The organism is Streptomyces sp. NPDC093018 (assembly GCF_040684035.1).
In the GTDB taxonomy this organism is placed as follows: domain Bacteria; phylum Actinomycetota; class Actinomycetes; order Streptomycetales; family Streptomycetaceae; genus Streptomyces; species Streptomyces murinus.
In genome coordinates this window covers 14332-32355 of record NZ_JBFBFF010000005.1, presented here as the reverse complement: position 1 = coordinate 32355, position 18024 = coordinate 14332, and the positions used below count along the sequence as shown (strand labels likewise).

The 18024-nt window shown below is 68.1% G+C and carries 10 protein-coding genes and 1 tRNA gene; 4 read left to right on the top strand and 7 right to left on the bottom strand.

Translation table 11 applies throughout. The annotated features are described in order from the left end of the window. Nucleotides 1-373: 373 nt before the first annotated feature. From AB0N90_RS13410 to AB0N90_RS13400, 3 genes are all read left to right on the top strand, one after another. Nucleotides 374-1150, top strand: a complete 777-nt coding sequence (locus AB0N90_RS13410; protein WP_365195874.1) for an SseB family protein — start codon at nt 374-376, stop codon at nt 1148-1150. A 215-nt stretch (nt 1151-1365) separates the two neighbouring features. Then, on the top strand, nt 1366-3039 hold the full coding sequence (gene ctaD, locus AB0N90_RS13405; protein WP_365195871.1) for a cytochrome c oxidase subunit I: 1674 nt from the start codon (nt 1366-1368) through the stop codon (nt 3037-3039). A gap of 46 nt (nt 3040-3085) precedes the next feature. Further along, nucleotides 3086-3622 (top strand): hypothetical protein, encoded by a 537-nt coding sequence (locus AB0N90_RS13400; protein WP_365195868.1) that lies wholly within the window; start codon nt 3086-3088, stop codon nt 3620-3622. Nucleotides 3623-3751: 129 nt separating this feature from the next. On the opposite strand, the gene AB0N90_RS13395 is transcribed toward AB0N90_RS13400, so the two are convergent. The 6 genes from AB0N90_RS13395 to AB0N90_RS13370 all read right to left on the bottom strand — a co-directional run bounded on the left by AB0N90_RS13395 (nt 3752) and on the right by AB0N90_RS13370 (nt 14579). Further along, nucleotides 3752-6292: an ATP/GTP-binding protein gene (locus AB0N90_RS13395; RefSeq protein ID WP_365195865.1), complete on the bottom strand. Its 2541-nt coding sequence runs from the start codon at nt 6290-6292 to the stop codon at nt 3752-3754. Nucleotides 6293-6512: 220 nt separating this feature from the next. Further along, nucleotides 6513-7121 (bottom strand): hypothetical protein, encoded by a 609-nt coding sequence (locus AB0N90_RS13390; protein WP_365195864.1) that lies wholly within the window; start codon nt 7119-7121, stop codon nt 6513-6515. A gap of 358 nt (nt 7122-7479) precedes the next feature. Continuing rightward, nucleotides 7480-12579, bottom strand: a complete 5100-nt coding sequence (locus AB0N90_RS13385) for a caspase family protein (protein WP_365195861.1) — start codon at nt 12577-12579, stop codon at nt 7480-7482. A gap of 148 nt (nt 12580-12727) precedes the next feature. Next, a tRNA-Pro gene (locus tag AB0N90_RS13380) sits at nt 12728-12801 on the bottom strand. 67 nt (nt 12802-12868) lie between these two features. Further along, a complete protein-coding gene (locus AB0N90_RS13375; protein WP_365195858.1) occupies nt 12869-13597 on the bottom strand; it encodes a Pr6Pr family membrane protein in 729 nt (242 codons plus the stop codon). Between the two features lie 55 nt (nt 13598-13652). Next, nucleotides 13653-14579 carry a metallophosphoesterase gene (locus tag AB0N90_RS13370; protein ID WP_365195855.1) on the bottom strand — a complete coding sequence of 309 codons (927 nt, stop codon included), beginning with the start codon at nt 14577-14579 and terminating at the stop codon, nt 13653-13655. A 94-nt stretch (nt 14580-14673) separates the two neighbouring features. Between AB0N90_RS13370 and AB0N90_RS13365 the strand changes: the two genes are divergently transcribed. Then, entirely contained in the window at nt 14674-15141 is a 468-nt protein-coding gene (locus AB0N90_RS13365) for a GatB/YqeY domain-containing protein (protein ID WP_361672613.1), read from the top strand. A 130-nt stretch (nt 15142-15271) separates the two neighbouring features. On the opposite strand, the gene AB0N90_RS13360 is transcribed toward AB0N90_RS13365, so the two are convergent. After that, entirely contained in the window at nt 15272-17599 is a 2328-nt protein-coding gene (locus AB0N90_RS13360) for a transglycosylase domain-containing protein (RefSeq protein ID WP_361672615.1), read from the bottom strand. Between the last annotated feature and the right edge of the window lie 425 nt (nt 17600-18024).

The window sequence follows — 18024 nt, the reverse complement described above, 5'->3', positions numbered from 1 at the left end:
GACCCTGGCTTCCGGGAGTGGGCCTTCCGGGACCTGGCCTCCGGGGACCCCGGCTTCCGGAACCCGCCTTCGGGGACTCTGGCTTTCCAGGAGTGGGCTTTCCGAGACCCTCTCCTTCCGGGACCTCGCTCCTCGGGACCCTGGCTTTCCGGGACTGGGCTTTCCGAGACCCCTCCTTCCGGGACCCCGCTCCTCGGGACCCCGGCGTCCGGGAGTGGGCTTTCCGGGACCCCTTCATTCGGGCCCCCGCTCCTCGGGCCCCCGCTCCTCGGGCCCCCGCTCCCCGGGACCTGGCCTCCTCCGGCCCGCTTTCGGGCGGGCCGGGGCCGACCGGCCCTCCCTCCCCCCGCGTCGCCCTGGTTAGCGTCGCGCAATGGAGCGCAAGAACATCCCCGACCCGGGCTTCGCGGGCGACGACGGCTCACCCGACCCCCGCCTGGCCGCCGCCCTGACCGCCTGGTCCACCGCCCCCTCCGGCACCGCGGAGACCGAACTGCTCGCCCTGCTCGCGGACGCCCGCCTGCTGGTGCCGATCGTCGCCGTACTCGGCGAGACGGAGAGGGGCCCGGACGGCCGCAAGGGCGAGAAGACGAGCGACATGGCGGTCGCCACCCTGCGGCTGCCCGACGGCCGCCGCGGACTGCCGGCCTTCACCGGCCTCGACGCGCTGGCCCGCTGGCGCCCCGACGCCCGCCCCGCCCCGGTCCCGGCCTGCAAGGCGGTCGAGGCCGCCTGGCACGCGGGCGCCGAGACCCTCCTGATCGACATCTCCGGCCCGGTCTTCTACGAACTCTCCGGCGCCGCCCTGCGCGCGGTCGCCGAACGCCGCCCCCATCTGCCCCCGCCGCGCGACCCCGAGATCGCCGAGGCCCTGTGCGCGATCCTGGCCCGCCATCCCGCCGTGAGCCGCGCCCATCTGCTGCCGGCCGCGGGAGACACGGACGCCCGGCTGGTCGTCGTACCGGCGTCCGCCGAGACGGACGACCAACTGCCCGCAGCCGCCCACAACTTGGCCGAGGCGGTGCGCGACCTGGCCGCCGACCTGGCCGGGGACCCCCTGCTGCGGGTGCGCCTGGACCGCGGCCTGGATCTCGCGGTCGTACCCGGGGACAGGGCGGTCTTCGGCACCCCGCTGTACCGCCGGCACTGACGGCAAGCGCGAGGCAAGAGGGGCCACCCGGCCCTACCGATGGCCGTACCCGGGCCTGTTGGGCCCTATCGGCGGGGGGTGTCCCCGGGCCGATCATGTGGCGGGCCGGGAAGCGCCGGGTCCACAACCCGCACGCGTGGCGCTTCCCGGCCGGCTCCGACATGCACAGCTGGGAGGGACGCCATCCGGTGGACGAGGCACAGATACACAAGGTGATGACCGAACGGCCGAGCGCCGAGGTCACCGAGGCCGGCCCGCGGCAGCCGGCCGTACGACGCGCACGGCCCACCTGGATCCAGTGGCTGACGACCACGGACCACAAGCAGATCGGGACGATGTACCTGGTCTGCGCGTTCGCGTTCTTCCTGATCGGTGGCGTGCTGGCACTGCTGATGCGCGCCGAACTGGCCCGGCCCGGACTGCAGATCATGACGAACGAGCAGTTCAACCAGGCCTTCACCATGCACGGCTCGATCATGCTGCTGCTGTTCGCGATGCCGCTGTTCACCGGCTTCGCGAACTGGATCATGCCGCTGCAGATCGGCGCGCCCGATGTGGCGTTCCCCCGGCTGAACATGCTGGCCTTCTGGCTGTTCCTGTTCGGCTCGCTGATCGCGGCGGGCGGCTTCCTGACGCCCGACGGCGCGGCGGACTTCGGATGGTTCCTCTACGCCCCGCTGTCCGACGCGGTGCACTCGCCGGGGCTCGGCGCCGACCTGTGGATCATGGGTGTGGCGCTGTCCGGCTTCGGCTCGATCGCGGGCGCGGTCAACTTCATCACGACGATCATCTGCATGCGCGCGCCCGGCATGACCATGTTCCGCATGCCGATCTTCGTATGGAACGTGCTGCTGACCGCGCTCCTGGTCCTGATCGTCTTCCCGGTCCTGGCCGCGGCCCTGTTCGCGCTGGAGTGCGACCGCAAGTTCGGCAGCCATATCTTCGACGCGGCCAACGGCGGCGCCCTGCTGTGGCAGCACCTCTTCTGGTTCTTCGGCCATCCAGAGGTCTACATCCTGGCGTTGCCGTTCTTCGGCATCGTCTCCGAGGTCGTCCCGGTCTTCTCCCGCAAGCCGATGTTCGGCTACATGGGCCTGATCGCCGCGACCATCTCCATCGCCGGCCTGTCGGTCACGGTCTGGGCGCACCACATGTACGTCACGGGTGGCGTGCTGCTGCCCTTCTTCTCCTTCATGACGTTCCTGATCGCGGTGCCGACCGGGGTGAAGTTCTTCAACTGGATCGGCACGATGTGGAAGGGCTCGCTCAGCTTCGAGACCCCGATGCTGTGGACGACCGGCTTCCTCATCACCTTCGTCTTCGGCGGCCTGACCGGCGTGATCCTGGCCTCGCCGCCGCTGGACTTCCATGTCTCCGACTCGTACTTCGTGGTGGCCCACTTCCACTACACGATCTTCGGTACGGTCGTGTACGCGATGTTCGCCGGATTCCACTTCTGGTGGCCGAAGTTCACGGGCAAGATGCTGGACGAACGCCTCGGGAAGATCACGTTCTGGACCCTGACGGTGGGCTTCCACCTCACCTTCCTCGTCCAGCACTGGCTGGGCGCCGAGGGCATGCCGCGCCGGTACGCCGACTACCTGGCCACCGACGGCTTCACCGCCCTCAACACCGTCTCCACGATCGGTTCGTTCCTCCTCGGCCTGTCCATCCTGCCGTTCTTCTACAACGTCTGGAAGACCGCCAAGTACGCCGAGCCGGTGGGCGTGGACGACCCCTGGGGCTACGGCCGTTCGTTGGAGTGGGCGACCTCCTGCCCGCCCCCGCGGCACAACTTCACCACCCTGCCCCGCATCCGCAGCGAATCCCCGGCGTTCGACCTGCACCACCCGGAGATCGCAGCCCTTGAGGCAGAGGCGGCGAGCTAGGCCTTTCCCCGCGATCCCGACAAGATCCGAAAGAGAGGCCCTAGCTGTGGCACATCCCGTACTGGCCCTGGCCACCACCGCGGTGACCGCCGCCGGCTGTGTCTGGTACCTCCCGGCCCTCGCCGACCTGCGGGCCGGCGCCGACCGCCCGGTGTCCCGCCGGGTGCGGGCGGCGTCCTGCGTGACGGCATGGGCGACGGCCGCGGCCGTCGCCGTCCTCCTCCTCACCACGAACCCCTGGACCTGGCCGGCGACGGCCGCGGGAACCGGCACCCTGCTGGCGCTCGCCCTCCTCATCTCCTCCGCCCTCCACCACTCCCGCGAGAACCGCGAAGCCGCCACCCACTGGACGGAGTTGACCCCCAACCACTCCCCACCGACCCCCGACCGCACCCGCTACGTGGTCGCCGTCCTCCTCACCACCGGCCTGACCACGGCGGCGCTCGTCGGGGCCCTCCGCCTGGCCGAGGGCCCCGACACCCCGACAGCCTGGCTGACCACGATCACCACCCCCGCCGCGATCCTGGCCCTCTTCATCACCTTGGCCGCCACCCACACCCACCACCACCGCCACCCTCACTGACCACCCCCGTCCCCAACCCGGGCGGGGCGCACTCCCTCACCTCCACGTGCGCCCCGCCCGTTCTTCGTTCTCACAGGCGGCGGCTTGGTGCCCCGGAGACTGATTTGCCATGAAACAGAGCAGGCGCGATCACTGAGCTGGGTTGGAACCTCGGCGTGTCGCGACGAGGCTCTGCCAGCGTTCCCGGGTCTGTTGTTCCCCGTCGATCCACTGCGCTCGCGCAGTGTGCTCGGGAAGTGGGAGGCCAGCCATGAAGTGCGCGATTTCGACGTAGTAGGCGTAGTCGCCATTCTGAGTGACTTCACGCAGGCGGGCGATCTCCTCCATGAGTCTGCCCTGGGTGTCGAGAACCGCGTGGTGGAAGCACACGGCTAAGTGCAGTTTTGTCGCGGCGTAGGAAAGGCCGGAGACGCCGATTTCGGCGAGCAGGTCGGCCGCCCGGTCAGGCACGTCTCCAGCCACCCCCGCATCACGTATGAGCATGCCGATACGTGCGGTCATCTCGCTGGAGTGCGAGCTGAGACGAGACAACAGGCGCCCCGCCAGATCGAGCTCGGTGTCGGCGCGGACCTGGTCGGCGAAGGAGACGGCGAAAGCAAGATGTGCCTGCGCCATGGCGGCCTCGCCGATCGCACCATGCTCTTCGGCTTCGCTTCTTGCCGCCAGGTAGGCGTTTGCCGCCCGTTCCATGTCTCCCTGCACCCACCAGACATCTCCGAGAACCCGGTGGTGTCGTCCTTCCCATCCCAGCCTTCCAGCGGCTTCTACCGCTGCCGGAAAGTCGCCGGACAGTCGGCTCAGGTGCGCGAGGCCCCGCTCTGCGGCAGAAGCGAGCCGACCGCCGGCGGTGGCGACTCGCTGCATGCCGCGGCGCGATTCGTCGGTCCGGCCGATGTCTCGCTGGGCTTTTGCCAAGTAGTACGCAGCCAGTTCGATCAGGTCGGCGGGCAGCAGCCCCGATGCAAGCACGGCTGAAAGCCGACTGGCTGTTCGTTCACGGTGTTCGTGCTGCCGTCGGGTGATGGCGCTGAGCGTCTCCACCAGGGCGTCCGCCGCGGTAGCCGCGCCGTCCGACGATGTGACGCCGGCCGCGGGAAGTGCCAGCGGCTCGCCGACAGAGTCGTCCACGTATTGGAATGCGGCATCGGTGAGCCACCCGAGACCGAGGTGGAAGTCTCGTGCGAGTAGGAGCCCTTGCTGGAGACAACCCACGAGGACTGCGCGGTCGTGTCGCAGGTCTTGGCGCCATTGTGATTCCAGAGCGTGGAAGGCTCGTTGGGCCGCCCGCTGCCAGTCCTGGTCCGACCAGCGGTCGTCGCTGCCGTCGTCCGCGTTGCGGATTGCGGCGCGGATCAGGTCGTGGACATGGAAGGGCCACAGACTGGAGGTCGACTTCCGGATGAAAGCGCGTTCGGTCAACCGTAGTGCGGGAGCCTCGTGTTGCATTCCGGCGGTCTGGGTTGCAAGAGACACGGAGAACGCGTTGAGCAGGCTGACTGAACGGAGTACGTGGCGTTCCTCGGGGGTCAGGTCGCTGAGAGTGCGGGCGATCAGGGCCGGGAAGTCATGGTCGAGGTCGTCGACATGTGGCTGCCCGCCACCGCGTCGAAGCTCCAGGTAGCGCATGACCGACAAATCAAGATATAGAGGAAGCCCGTGGGAACGCTCGGCGATGATCCGGCGGGCCGGTTCATCGATCAGCGGTTGCCCGTCACGACTGAGCCTGCGGACGAGGTAGTCCTCGCAGTCATCGGGGGAGAAATCACCGATGAGGATCTGGCGATCGGACAAGCTTGCCCCGGTTTGTGAAGCATTGGAGACGAGGCCGGGCCAGGCACTTGTCCCGGTCCAGTCGAGTTGCCCTTCCAGGCTCGCTTCTGCCCACTGAAGTCGGTTTCGTCCGGTGATCACGAAGAACGCATTGGGCATCAGCCACACGATGCGCTGGAGCAGTCGCTCGAAGTCACGATGGGTACGGTCACCGGTGCCCTCGAAGGTGTCCAGCAAGATGACCGGTAGCACCGTCTGGCCCGGTGGGAGCTGGGCCAGATCCCATGCGAGCAGGTGCGGGTAGAAGCTCAGAGATTCCAGGTCGGGCTCGGCCTCCAGGAGGTCGGCCAGACGGGAGCAGCCGGCGAGGGCGTGGACGGAGCGTCGCCGCTCACGCAGCGCCTTGATGACCAACCCTGCCCCGTGTCCGAGCGCACTTCCGACGGTGCCGGGCAGGAGGAGAGCTTGGGCGATGTCGCTGAGGGCCGACTGCATTTGCTCCGGAAGGGCCGCAGCGGCGCTGAAACGGCTCAGTAGGCCGCCCCTGCGTAGATAGTCCTCGATCGGTTCGCCCGGGTGGTTGTGTTCCCAATAGCGGCGCAACGCGAGGTCGAAAGCGGGCATCGGACGGCCGAGAGCGGCGACAGCGAGGCGAATAGTGAGGATGACGCGTTCGAAGTCCGTGCCTGCTGCGCGCGCGAGGTCGATACGGACCGGCAGTGCCCGCTCCTCTTGGTGGAACGGCGCATCCCACTGCACCGGGCGGTGTTCGCTGCTGACAAGTGACGCCTCGATCTTGCGGGACAGCGTGGATTTGCCGATCCCGCCCACACCGTGGAACACGAGGATGTTGTGGCGAGGCGCCTCCAGGTCCTCCACGTCGAAGTCCGGACGCGTCACGCGTCGTATGTGTTCGGCGAGGCCGCACGTCACCGCTTGCCACTGTGCCTGCCGGTTCGTGAACACCTCACTGGCCGCGACGCTCCGGTCGTTCGTACTGAACAGTGCGCGAAGGTCCCGTCGTGCCACCGCTCCCCCTGACGATCAACTGCATGAAATTTATGCTGCTTTGAGAACAGCATGGCAAGGTTCACCGCTGTCCGGATCGCCCCTCGGCGAGCTATGGAACGTCGTTGCAGGACCGGGCCGGTCGCAGACTCACGACTGTCGCCTGCCGCACGTGGACCGTGCCGCTTGCCTTTGTGCGGATCGATACCTGTTGTCGGTCGGCCCCTACCAGTTCCCCGCACACCATGCGCTTGTCTGTGGTCCTCACCTCGGTCAGATGAGTGGAGGCGGCACCCGTGGTGGCCCAGACAAGGACGAAGGCGCTCACTACCAGCGCGACGCCCGATACACAGCAGATGAAGGCCCACCCCAAGGCCCGAGTGATCCGTGACACCTCCTGCGCGCTCCAGCGGCGTAGCGACTGCCCCCCGAGAAGGATTTCGCCTCCCGGCACTCCATGAGCTGCTCGGGCTGCCAGCAGCGCTCCCGCCGTCAAGGACAAGAAGGCGGACAGCAGCAGCGCAGTTGCCGTGTCGCGGGCCCAACTCGGCAGTTCGGTGACACTGTCCTGCCCCTTCAGTACTCCCAGCACCGCCAGGAGAGTCGTCAGCCCGGCGAGGCCGTTGCGCCAGCCCTCGGCCTGTCGACGCAACTCCGGGATCCGGGTGAACTCCAGCTCACGGGCGAGTTCGGCCCAGCGCCGATCGGAATACGCGCTCATCAGCGTATCCGCCAACTCGCCCCGCACCCTCGGTACGAGGTGTCCGGTGGAGACTGGGGATGCGCATGTCCGCATTCACAGAAATGCACCTCGGCCGAGAGAGGATCGAGCCCGGCAGCCGGCCGTGCCGCGGGCTGCGTCCCGAGCAGCCGGCTCCATGCTCCCTTGCCCCCTGTCCCGGGCATGCCCCAGGGAAATGTCGTCTCCGTACGGCCATGACAGCGTGGGCAGGACCCGGCCACGACTACTCCGGAGTCTCCCGGAGCGACCCGCTGAGTGAACAGGGCGGCGTCGATCTCGCCGAAGTCTTCCTCGGCATAAGCCAAGGAATGGTTGTGCATTCGACTGTTCGGCATCGCTACTCACTGTCCTCGCGGTCATCAACGGATGTCATATCGAGCCCAAACATTCCGGCATATGTCTCCAGACGGTTCTTGACCCACCGGGGCGTCTCCCCGACCGCCTGAGCACATGCATTCAGACGGGCCTGGTCCACCGAGCCGTCGTAGGCCGGAAGCATCCCGTCGAGTCGCTCGGAGAGGATCGCCAGATCCTGCCAGCGGGGCACAGTGTCGGGGAGGGCGGCCAGTGCCGTCTGTGGACCTTCGAGTGCCAGATACGGCGTGACACGACGCCACGTGTCCAGGACGGACTCTCCGAGGCGGCCGGCGATGCTGACGAGGTCGAGAGCGACCAGGGGGGATCCGGGCGTGGATACGCGGTGGGCCGGATCCACGGCCGCGGCGTCATACGCATCGGGGACGTCGTCGGGGAGAGCGGCGATGGCCTGGGGAGGCAACTCCGGGACGAGGGCGCCGATGGTGCGCAACGGCGTGAGTTTCTCGTACGCGGTACGCACACCGATACGGCGCGCGCGGGCATAACCGACAAGTCGCACCGGAGTGAGCGGGGCCCAACTGGGGCTCTCGCACCATTCGCCGTCGGATTCGTCGTCCCAGCCGTAATCGACCAGAGCCGCCGTTTCATCGTTGGTCGGGCGGAACTTTCTCAATTCGGCAGGGAGGCCGACGGCGACCAGGTGGGGTCCGAGCTTCAGCCGCTTTGCCTCTTGTCGGGCCGTCTTCCACAGGTACGACAGCTTCTCGCGCAGTTGCTGGCTCGCGGTGAACAGTACTGCTGCCGTGGCTGGTACCGGGTAGTTGGCGGCATCGAATGAGGGATCCACCCCCGAGAACGCGTACCGGCTGGGCATCGGCAAGTCGTCCCACGCTTCCAGGAGACGCGCCGCGTCAGGCAGCTCCACTCCAGCGGCACGTAGCTCATCGGCGCACCAGGAGAGTTCTTCGCACGTCATCTCGTGGGGCTGGACGTACGCGAGGTCCCGAAGCGAAACGCCGTCCTCAAGACGTATCTCCATGTTGTGCAACCAAGCGACCAGGTTCCCCGTCTCGGGCGAGGGAATCTCATCTCGTCCGGCTGCCCCTTTCCTGTAGCGACGCTGCTGGTCGAGTCCAAGGGCCCGTGCGGACTTGGAGAGGATGCGCTCCGCCGTACGCACGGGTATCTCCCACTCTGCCGCGAGATCGATGGTGGCCGCCCACGGCAGGATGGGGCCTTCGGTACCGGTGTCGACGACATAGCGTCGAAGGATGGAAAAAATGTCGTCCGGTACGGCAGTCCAGCGGTCGACCAGATCCAGGGCGGGGACCGGGCGCAGCCAACCGAAGGCCGCGAGCCGCCGCTGTACCTCATAAGGGCTGGAGCCGAGCCGCTGTGCCACCGCCCGCACATCCCAGGGAGTGACGGTCGGCCGCCAGCTGCGTTCGTCCTCCGGGAGATAGAGAACGGCCAAGTCCTCTTCGGTGCAGACGTACTCGCGGTGGTGGTCGGGAACAGTGGGCAGCGGTTCGCGCAGAAAGGGCGCGAACTTGGCGCAAGCGTCCATCAACTCGCCGAGTGTCATATTCCATTCGGTCGAGGTCCGTACGATCCCGCTGAGATCCTCGGGCGAGTGACGATAGAAGATTCCGTTGGAGGAAAACCGCTTCGTCGGCTCTCGGCCCGTGACCGAGCCGGAGAGGGACTGCAGGGCGTTGTACTCGGGGCCGAGGAGTCCGGCGACGATGACCCGGGTGACGTGATCCGGATTCCAGTCGAGACTGCCTTCACGGAAGACCGCCGGCCCCGCAAGCTTCGGATGGGCGAGGCGCATGCCGCGCGTCGCGTGTACCACCTCCGACACGGTCATCCGGTGCGTGGCGGCGACCTTCACCGCGCTACGCCAGTCGCCTTCGACTCGCCGTGCGATATCCGACCAGCCCGGGCTCGGAACAGGGAAGCCCTCAAGGGACACAGGTGCCGCTTCCCGCAGAGTGTCGTAGGGCTGCCGATACCTGAGGACCGCGGTCCGCCAGGGCCGGACCATGCTCTGTACCCGCTCGTCCTCATGGCGGCCTGTGCGCGTACCGAGGGAGGAGTCCAGCTTGAACCAGCCGACCTCGTCGAGATTCACTGTGCGGCCGTATCCAGCCGTTGCGCGGACGCCTCGGCCTTGCCATTCCCGCCACAGGATCCGGGCGATCGCGGAGTCATTGGACTCCATGGTCCGCATCCAGCCGAGGCTCAGTTCGGACCACTCCGCAAGGGCGGTCGAGCCCAGCCGGAACAACTCACGTGCCCATCTGACATCATATTTCTCCAATTTATTGCGATTCACGCTGAGTTTGCCGGCGTGCTCGCCCGTCAGATTGAGTACGTAGCCGAAGGGGCGCTGGTCACTGACTATCCCGTCACAGACGATCGCACCTTCACCCTTGACCCACCACAAGATGCCGGGTACCGCTTCGAGGGCCGAGTCGGCGTCGACCTTGAACCGGCCCTCTCCCGAATGGAGATGGTGGGGAAGCCAGCTGCTCGGCCGGCCGTCCGCGTCTTTGACCTCCAGCGTGAACTCGCTGAAGAGCACCAGGGATCTCAACACGGAAGCGCACGAACCGCCGGTCAGGGCATAGGGGTTGCGCAGATAGAGCCGGACACGGGTGCCCCCGTCGGCGAGAAACGCCCCGTCGTGCTCATCGGCCTCCCGCACCCGGAACAGGCTGCCGCTGACCGGGATGTCCACTCGTAGCGCTCTGTCGGCGGGGCGCCCATCGGGGCCGACCGGCCGGGTGATCACCGTCATCTCCTCGGCGAGCATGAAGTAGCTGAACACACCGATGCCGAAGCGGCTGTTGGGGTAGAGCCGCAATGTCTTGTCCTGCCGCAGCCAGATGGCCTGCTCGCGCCGGAAGGAATGAGACTGATCGAAGCGTCGTCCGGCACGAGTGAAGGTGTTCCTCAGCTGGTCGACCGTCATGCCGATCCCGTTGTCGAGGCACTCGACGTAGCGACCCCGGTCGTCCTCACCCATCTCGATGCGAATGGTCCCCGCCCAAGGATGGAGTTGCTTTCCGCAGCCGAGTAGGTAGCGACCACGCAGTTCCCGGTAGCGACAGGCGTCCAGTGCGTTCTGATACAGCTCTCGCAGAGCCAGGGAGGAGTTGCCGTCGTACAACTGCTCGCCCATCAGGAGCCGGCGTATCTCCGTCTGTGACAGAGAGAAATGCGCCAGGGGCATGTCGTACGCGTCCAGGCCGTCCCGCTTGTCGGGTCTCAGCCGGTGGTCGGTCAGTCGTGTCGGCAGACTCTGCAGGAGCGCACTCTCGTGGACAGGCAGCCGTCCCGCCATCTCCTTGAGGGTATGGCCCAGTTCATCGGCGTCCTCGATCACTGAGGCGAGCGCCGCGTGAATCGCGGGATGCGGACATACGGCGTCCAGGTGCAGGTACGAGGGGGTGTCACCGGCGTGGTCGAGATCCCAGACGGCGTCGCGGAACACGGTGATCACCTCGCGCGGCGTGACCGTGTCGGAGACGGCGAGGTGCTCTGCCACGACCTCTGGAAGATGCCGCGCGTCGAAGGCGAGCAGTCCTGCCAGGCGCAACAGCGCGGCGAGGGGGCGTACACGCAAGGGCTGCGCGACATTCCGCACCACATGGCGGTCAGGAAAAGCGGGCTTCTGTTCGTCGGGCGGAGCGCCGAAGGTGAGGCCCATGGCGACCGCTCGAAGGGCAGCCGACAGCTGCGCGGCACGCCCGCTGAACGTCGCGCCCGGCTCAGGGAGCGCCACCTTGAGCAATCGGGCCACGAATCCGTCGGCCCATACTTCGGGCACAGGCTGCTCGTCGGTGGTGAATCGCTCGGCGATCCATCGGTGCACCAGCCACAGCATGGCGGCGTAGCGCTCGTCCGAGGGGCCGGTCTCCCACCAGTACCAGTTCGCGAGCTTCTCGGTGATCTGGGGATGCTGCTCGGCGATCTGCTCGTAGTGCCGCCGCTGTGCGTCGGCGTCGGATCGACGCTCCACGAATTGCGGATGCAGCTCGGCGGCCTGGCTCAGCCGATCCGCCCAGGCTGCCTCGTGCAGAAGGACGCCGGCGATCAGTGCCGTGACTTCCAGCGCGGACAGTTCGGCGCCCTTCGGCAGAAGCATCGGGAGCCGGTCGCGCAGCAGGCGTACCGCGAATTCGTCGTCGGCCCAGGGATCGGGCAGCCGCTCCTGGGCATGGTGAACGTGGCGCGCCACCTCCTCGGCCAGGGACACCAAGCAGTCCTGGAGGCGACCGACGTCGTTCGTGTCGCCTTCTTCCCGCACATGCTCCCAGAGAGCCGGCGTGTACACGACGTCCTGCCAGGCTTCCAGGAGCCGCCTGCCGTGTGCGACATCCCGCAATTTGCATTCCGCTTCCAGGTCGCTGCCGTAGTGAATCTGGACCTGCTGCGGTTCGGCCCGAGCGCGCCGGGCCAAGTAGCGTGTATGCCTCCGTGTCGCTTGGTACACCTGATCCACTGTCGTGGCCTCGGTCAGGGGGTCAAAGGCATGAGCGAGTGCCAGTGAGAAGAAGCTGCCCGCCTCGCTGAAACCGCAGCGCTCACCGGGCGCGCACCCTGTCATCATCGCGAAGCCGGCGTTCGGCGGACCCTGGACGATGCGGCTGCCGAACGCTGCGGCTCCGCCACCCTCGTCCGACCGGCAGGCGTCGATCAGCCACAGCACGGTGTCCGCTCGGCAATGGGCCAGGTACTTGCTGATGTCGGCTTCCAGCAGGGACTCCCGTACGTGGGGCTGATCCCAGCCGCCCTGGGTGCCATCGGCGGGGCCTTGTGCGTCGGCGGGTACCAGATAGTCGGTGTCGCCGACGCGTACACCGTGTCCGGTGAAATAGAACAGCAGAGTGCTGTCGGCGCTTGCCTCGGTCGACAAGGCGGTGATGTGCTCCGTGACCTCGTTACGTGTCGGATCACGCAGCGTTTCCACCGCGTAGCCGCTGCCCCGCAGCGCGGCGCCCATGGCCCGAAGGTCGGCGTCGACCGTAGTGGACAGCGAACGAAGGTGCCTCTCGGCACCGGGATTGGCACCTACGCCGATCAAGAGTGCTGTCCGGCTGGCGTCGCTCATGTTCCCCCCAGGGCACCGTCTGGAGGCGACATGATTTCACTACAGCGTCCGTCGGAGCAGCCCGACCACGGCTTCCAGCCCGCCCCTGGAAACCACTCAGGGGCCCGACCCGCCAAGCGGATCAGGCCCCTGAATTGGTACTGCGGCGTCGGGGTGGCGGGATTTGAACCCACGACCTCTTCGTCCCGAACGAAGCGCGCTGCCAAGCTGCGCTACACCCCGATGTCACTGCTTGTCGCGGCGACGTCGTTTACTTTAGCCCACTGGGGGCCAGGAAACGAAATCCGATTCAGAGGTGGCGCTGGATCGGGGTCGGGCGGGCGTGGTCGAGGGCCACCAGGAGGGTGGCCAGGGCGTAGGTCGCCAGGCCCAGGAGGAGGGCGTTGGCCAGGGCGACGCGGTAGCCGTGGGCGGCGGGGTTCAGGAAGGGGTAGAGGTAGGGGGCGCCGCGGGCGAGGTAGAAGGCCAGGTAGGCCAGGGGATAGAGGAGCCAGGTCGTGGCCTGGTGCAGCTGCAGCCGGGGTGCCGGGGTCAGGCACAGCCAGTCCAGCAGGGCCGCCGCGGGAGCCACCGTGTGCAGGAGCTGGAGGGTGATCCATTGGGTGTGCCAGCGCTCCGGGGGTGCCGAGAGCGCCGTCATCGAGAACGGGGTCCTGGCCAGCAGCAGGTGGTACGTCAGCGCGGACACCAGGGCGTACAGCAGGGCCGCGCCGGTCAGCCACGAGGAGAGGGCGCGGTGGGCGCGCCACGCGCGGGTCGCCGACAGGAGCATCGTCACGGCCAGGATCGCGCTCGCCTGCACACCGAAGTAGCTCAGGGCGTGCGCCGGGGTGCTCCGCAGGACGGCGAGGGCCACGCCCGCCGCCGCGATCAGCGCCGTCAGCAGGCGGTACGCGGCGGCCCGGGGGCGGTGGGACGGGGCCAGCACCGCCCTGGCCGGCGCCGGGGAACGCGGGAGCAGGGGGGACGCCGGCACCGGGGGCAGGCCCGGGATCTCCCTGGGTATCTGGGCGGTCATGGCCTCACGCTAGGAAGGGGCGCCCGTGCGGGCCATGTGGGCTACGCCAGGTGAGTTACGACCTCGGCACCAGCGTCAGCAGCGTCGCCTCCGGGGGGCAGGCGAAGCGGACCGGGGTGTAGCGGTTGGTGCCGCAGCCCGCCGAGACATGCAGATAGGAGGTACGGCCCTCCGCCGTGTGCGTGGACAGGCCCTTCACCCGGTCCGTGTCCAGGTCGCAGTTGGTGACCAGAGCGCCGTAGAAGGGGATGCACAGCTGCCCGCCGTGCGTGTGGCCGGCCAGGATCAGCGGGTAGTCGTCCGCGGTGAAGGCGTCCAGGACGCGCAGGTAGGGGGCGTGGACCACGCCGAGCGAGAAGTCGTACGACTGCGTCGGCCCGCCGGCCACCTTGGCGTAGCGGTCGCGCTTGATGTGCGGGTCGTCCAGGCCGGTCAGCTCGATCGACACGCCCTCGATCTTCAGGGCGCCGCGGGTGTTGGTCAGATTCAGCCAGCCCGCCTGGTCGAAGCCGTCCCGCAGGTCCTCCCACGGGTTGTGGATCGCGGCGACCGCCGGCGCGTTGCCGTTCAGGCCGTGGCGGCCGCTGGTCTTCTCCAGCAAGTAGCGGGCGGGGTTGCGGAGTTTGGGGCCGTAGTAGTCGTTGGAGCCGAAGACGTACGCCCCCGGGAACTCCATCAGCGGGCCCAGCGCGTCCAGCACCTCCGGCACGCCCTCCGGGTCCGACAGGTTGTCGCCGGTGTTGATCACGAAGTCCGGGCGCAGTCCCGCCAGCGAGCGCAGCCAGCGCTGCTTCTTGCGCTGGCCGCCGACCATGTGGATGTCGGAGACCTGGAGCACGCGCAGTGGGTGCATACCCGGCGGCAGGACGGGGACGGTCACCCGCCGCAGGCGGAAGGAGCGGGCCTCGAAGCCCACCGAGTACGCCAGGCCGGCGGCGCCTGCCGCCATGATTCCCAGGGGAATTCCGTATCGCGCGCGCATATGACCATCGTGTCAGACCGCGCCCGCCACCCGGGACCGGCCGCCCGCTAAATCGGCGGGCACCCCGGGCCCCGCACCTGAGACAATCGAGCACATGACCACCACGCTCAAGTCGAAGCTGCAGGACGACCTCAACGCCGCGATCAAGGAGCGCAACGAGCTCCGCTCCTCCACGCTCCGGCTGACCCTCTCGGCGATCACCAATGAGGAGGTCGCGGGCAAGCAGAAGCGGGAGCTGTCCGACGACGAGGTCCTCAAGGTGATCACCCGCGAGGCGAAGAAGCGCCGCGAGGCGGCCGAGGCCTTCGCGAAGGGCGGCCGCGCCGAGTCGGCCGAGCGCGAGAAGGCGGAGGGCGAGGTGCTCGCCGAGTACCTGCCCCAGCAGCTGTCCGACGAGGAGCTGGACGCGATCGTCTCCCAGGCCGTCGCGGAGGCCAGGGCGGCGGGTGCCGAGGGGCCGCGGGCCATGGGTGCCGTCATGAAGATCGTGAACCCCAAGGTGGCCGGCCAGGCCGAGGGCGGCCGCGTCGCCGCCGCGGTGAAGAAGCTCCTCCAGGGCTGACCCCGGGACCGGGAAGGCGACCGGGAAGGCGACCGACCGGGAAGGCAGTACGACAGCACGACGGTACGACGATGGGGCCGCACCCCCGGAACAAAAGGGTGCGGCCCCATCGTCGTACCTCCTGGAAGGGCTAGCGGCGACCGCCGGTCCCCCCGACCGCCCGGCCGTTCGCCCCGCCGTTCGTCTGCCCCTGGACGACGTTGCCGGGCGCGGACGGCACCGTGCCGCCGATGTCGCCGGGGCCGCCGCCGGTCGCGCCGCCGCCGGTCAGACCGCCGAGCAGGCCGCCGATCAGCTGTCCGTGGCCGCCCCCGTCGGCGCCGCCGTGCTGCCCGCCGTTGGCCTGTCCCTGGCCCTGCCCCTGGTGGTTGTCGCCGGAGCCCTTGTCGTCCGGGATGTCGACCAGGTTGAAGTCCTCTGTCGGCTTGCCCTCCAGGGCGCCGTTCATCATGTCGCGCCAGATCGGGCCGGGGACCTCACCGCCGTAGACCTTGTCGTGCGGAATGCCGCCGATGGTGATGTTGATCATCTTGCGCTGGTGCCGCGGGTCGCCGACCCAGACCGCGCCCGCCATGTTCGGGGTGTAGCCGACGAACCAGGCGGCGAAGCGCTCGTCCGTCGTACCGGTCTTGCCCGCGCTCGGGCGGTCGCCGAGGCCCGCCTCCTGGCCGGTGCCGTCCTCGACCACGCCCTTGAGAAGCGTGCTGACGGTGTCCGCCGTCTTCTCGGACATCGCGCGCGAGCAGGTCGAACGCGGCACCGGCAGGGACTTCACCCGGCTGCCGGTCGTCTGGGTGACCGACTCGATGGCGACCGGGGTGCAGTACATGCCGCGCGAGGCGAAGGTGGCGTACGCGTTCGCCATCGTCAGCGGGGACATCTCCTGGGTGCCGAGCGCGATGGAGGGGGCCTGGTCGATCTGGCGGCCGTCGGCGCGCGCCACGCCCATCTTCTTCGCCATGTCGATCACCGGGCAGATGCCGATGTCGCTGATCAGCTGCACGTAGTAGGTGTTGACCGACTTGGCGGTCGCCTCCTTCATGCCGTACGGCCCGTGCTCCGACTCGTTCTCGTTGGTCAGCGTGGCCGGCTTGGCCGGGTCGTTGCGCCAGGTCTTGCCGTTGCAGGCGGCCACCGGGCTCGGATACGGCATCTCGTACGGCGACGGGTACTGCTGCGCCGGGGACTTGCCGCCCTCGATCGCGGCCGCCGCGACGATCGGCTTGAACGTCGAACCCGGCTGGTAGCCCGCGCCGCCGCCCATGCCCTGGTTCACCGACAGGTTGATCTGCGTCTCGTTCGTGCCGAAGCCGTACGGCCGGGACTGGCCCATGGCGAGGATCTTGCCGGTGCCGGGCTCGACGATCGTCGCGGCCGTCGCCACCTGGTCGGACTTGTAGACGTGGTTCTTGATGGAGTTCTGCACGGACTGCTGGGACTGCGGGTCGAGCGTCGTACGGATCGTCAGACCGCCCTGGTTCCACAGCTTGGCGCGCGCCTCCTTGGTCTTGCCGAAGGCCGGGTCGGTGAGGAAGACCTCGCGCACGTAGTCGCAGAAGAAGCCGGCGCCCTGGACCGCGGTGATGCAGCCGTTCTTGGGCTGGCTGGGCTTGAGGCCGAGCGGCTGGCGCTTGGCCTGGGCGGCCTCCTGCGGGGAGATGTCACCCAGTTCCGCCATCCGCTGGAGCACGATGTTGCGGCGCTTGGTGGCCTCCGCCTCGTCGTTGACCGGGTCGTAGCGGCTCGGGGACTGCACGATGCCGGCCAGCAGCGCGGACTCCTGGAGGGTCAGGTCCTTGGCGTGCTTGGAGAAGTACCGCTCGGAGGCGGCCTCCACACCGTAGGCCTGCTCGCCGAAGAAGGTGATGTTCAGATAGTTCTCGAGGATCTTCTTCTTGCCGAGCTGTTCCTCGATCTGGATCGCGTACTTCAGCTCGCGGACCTTGCGGCCCATGGTCTGCTGGGTGGCCTCGGCGACCTTCGTCGGGTCGTCGCCGGCCTCCTCGATGAAGTAGTTCTTCACCAGCTGCTGGGTGAGCGTGGAGGCGCCCTGCGCGACCCCGCCCTCCTGCGCGTTCTTGTTCAGGGCGCGCAGCACGCCCTTGAGGTCGATCGCGCCGTGCTGGTAGAAGCGCGAGTCCTCGATCGCGACGATCGCCTTCTGCATGTACGGCGAGATGTCCTTGAGGTCGACCACCGTACGGTCCCGGCTGTACACGCTCGCGATCTGGCCGCCCTTGGCGTCCAGGATCGTCGTGCGCTGACTGAGCTGGGGACTCTTCAGGTTGGCCGGGATCTCGTCGAAGCTCTTGACCGAGCCCTTGGCCGCGAGGCCCAGGGCGCCGGCCGCGGGCAGTGCGATGCCCGCCATCACGGCTCCCGCGAGCACACTGACACCGAGGAACTTCGCGGCCTGCTGCAACGGCGACAGACCACCGCCCGAGCGCTTCTTTGGCATGGGGGCAGCCTAATCCGTACTCCTGAGCGTTTTGAGGGAGCGGCTTGCCTTCGGGATGTTCCGTGACCGGTACGAGGCCCCGCGTGCCCCCTGACCTGCCTACGTTTCCATTTCCCGGACAGGCGTGCAGCCCTTGGCCTAAGCTGCTCTCAACTGTCACAGCAGTGCGGCCCCGTACCACTCCGTCCGGCGTCCCGAACCGTTGCGAACCGCCCGTGTCGTGCCCCGAGACGTGTCCGATTGCGCCTCGTGTGTCACCTGGTGCCCGCTGTAGCGCACCGTAGCTGTCCTGGTTTGCCGGGACAGTCGCATATGTCGCCAGCTCACTCCCGCGGGTGATCTGCCGCTTACCCATAGTCCGTTCGGGCCATTCAAGATTGGGCCCGACGGGGGTGTTGCGCTGTGCCCACCTTCCGTAACGTCCT

Excerpts from the sequence above, each read along its gene's own strand:
- AB0N90_RS13385 (WP_365195861.1), bottom strand. The coding sequence starts at position 12,579 with ATGAGCGACGCCAGCCGGACAGCACTCTTGATCGGCGTAGGTGCCAAT.
- ctaD (WP_365195871.1), top strand. The coding sequence starts at position 1,366 with ATGACCGAACGGCCGAGCGCCGAGGTCACCGAGGCCGGCCCGCGGCAG.
- AB0N90_RS13365 (WP_361672613.1), top strand. The coding sequence starts at position 14,674 with ATGACCACCACGCTCAAGTCGAAGCTGCAGGACGACCTCAACGCCGCG.
- AB0N90_RS13375 (WP_365195858.1), bottom strand. The coding sequence starts at position 13,597 with ATGACCGCCCAGATACCCAGGGAGATCCCGGGCCTGCCCCCGGTGCCG.
- AB0N90_RS13370 (WP_365195855.1), bottom strand. The coding sequence starts at position 14,579 with ATGCGCGCGCGATACGGAATTCCCCTGGGAATCATGGCGGCAGGCGCC.
- AB0N90_RS13410 (WP_365195874.1), top strand. The coding sequence starts at position 374 with ATGGAGCGCAAGAACATCCCCGACCCGGGCTTCGCGGGCGACGACGGC.
- AB0N90_RS13390 (WP_365195864.1), bottom strand. The coding sequence starts at position 7,121 with ATGAGCGCGTATTCCGATCGGCGCTGGGCCGAACTCGCCCGTGAGCTG.
- AB0N90_RS13360 (WP_361672615.1), bottom strand. The coding sequence starts at position 17,599 with ATGCCAAAGAAGCGCTCGGGCGGTGGTCTGTCGCCGTTGCAGCAGGCC.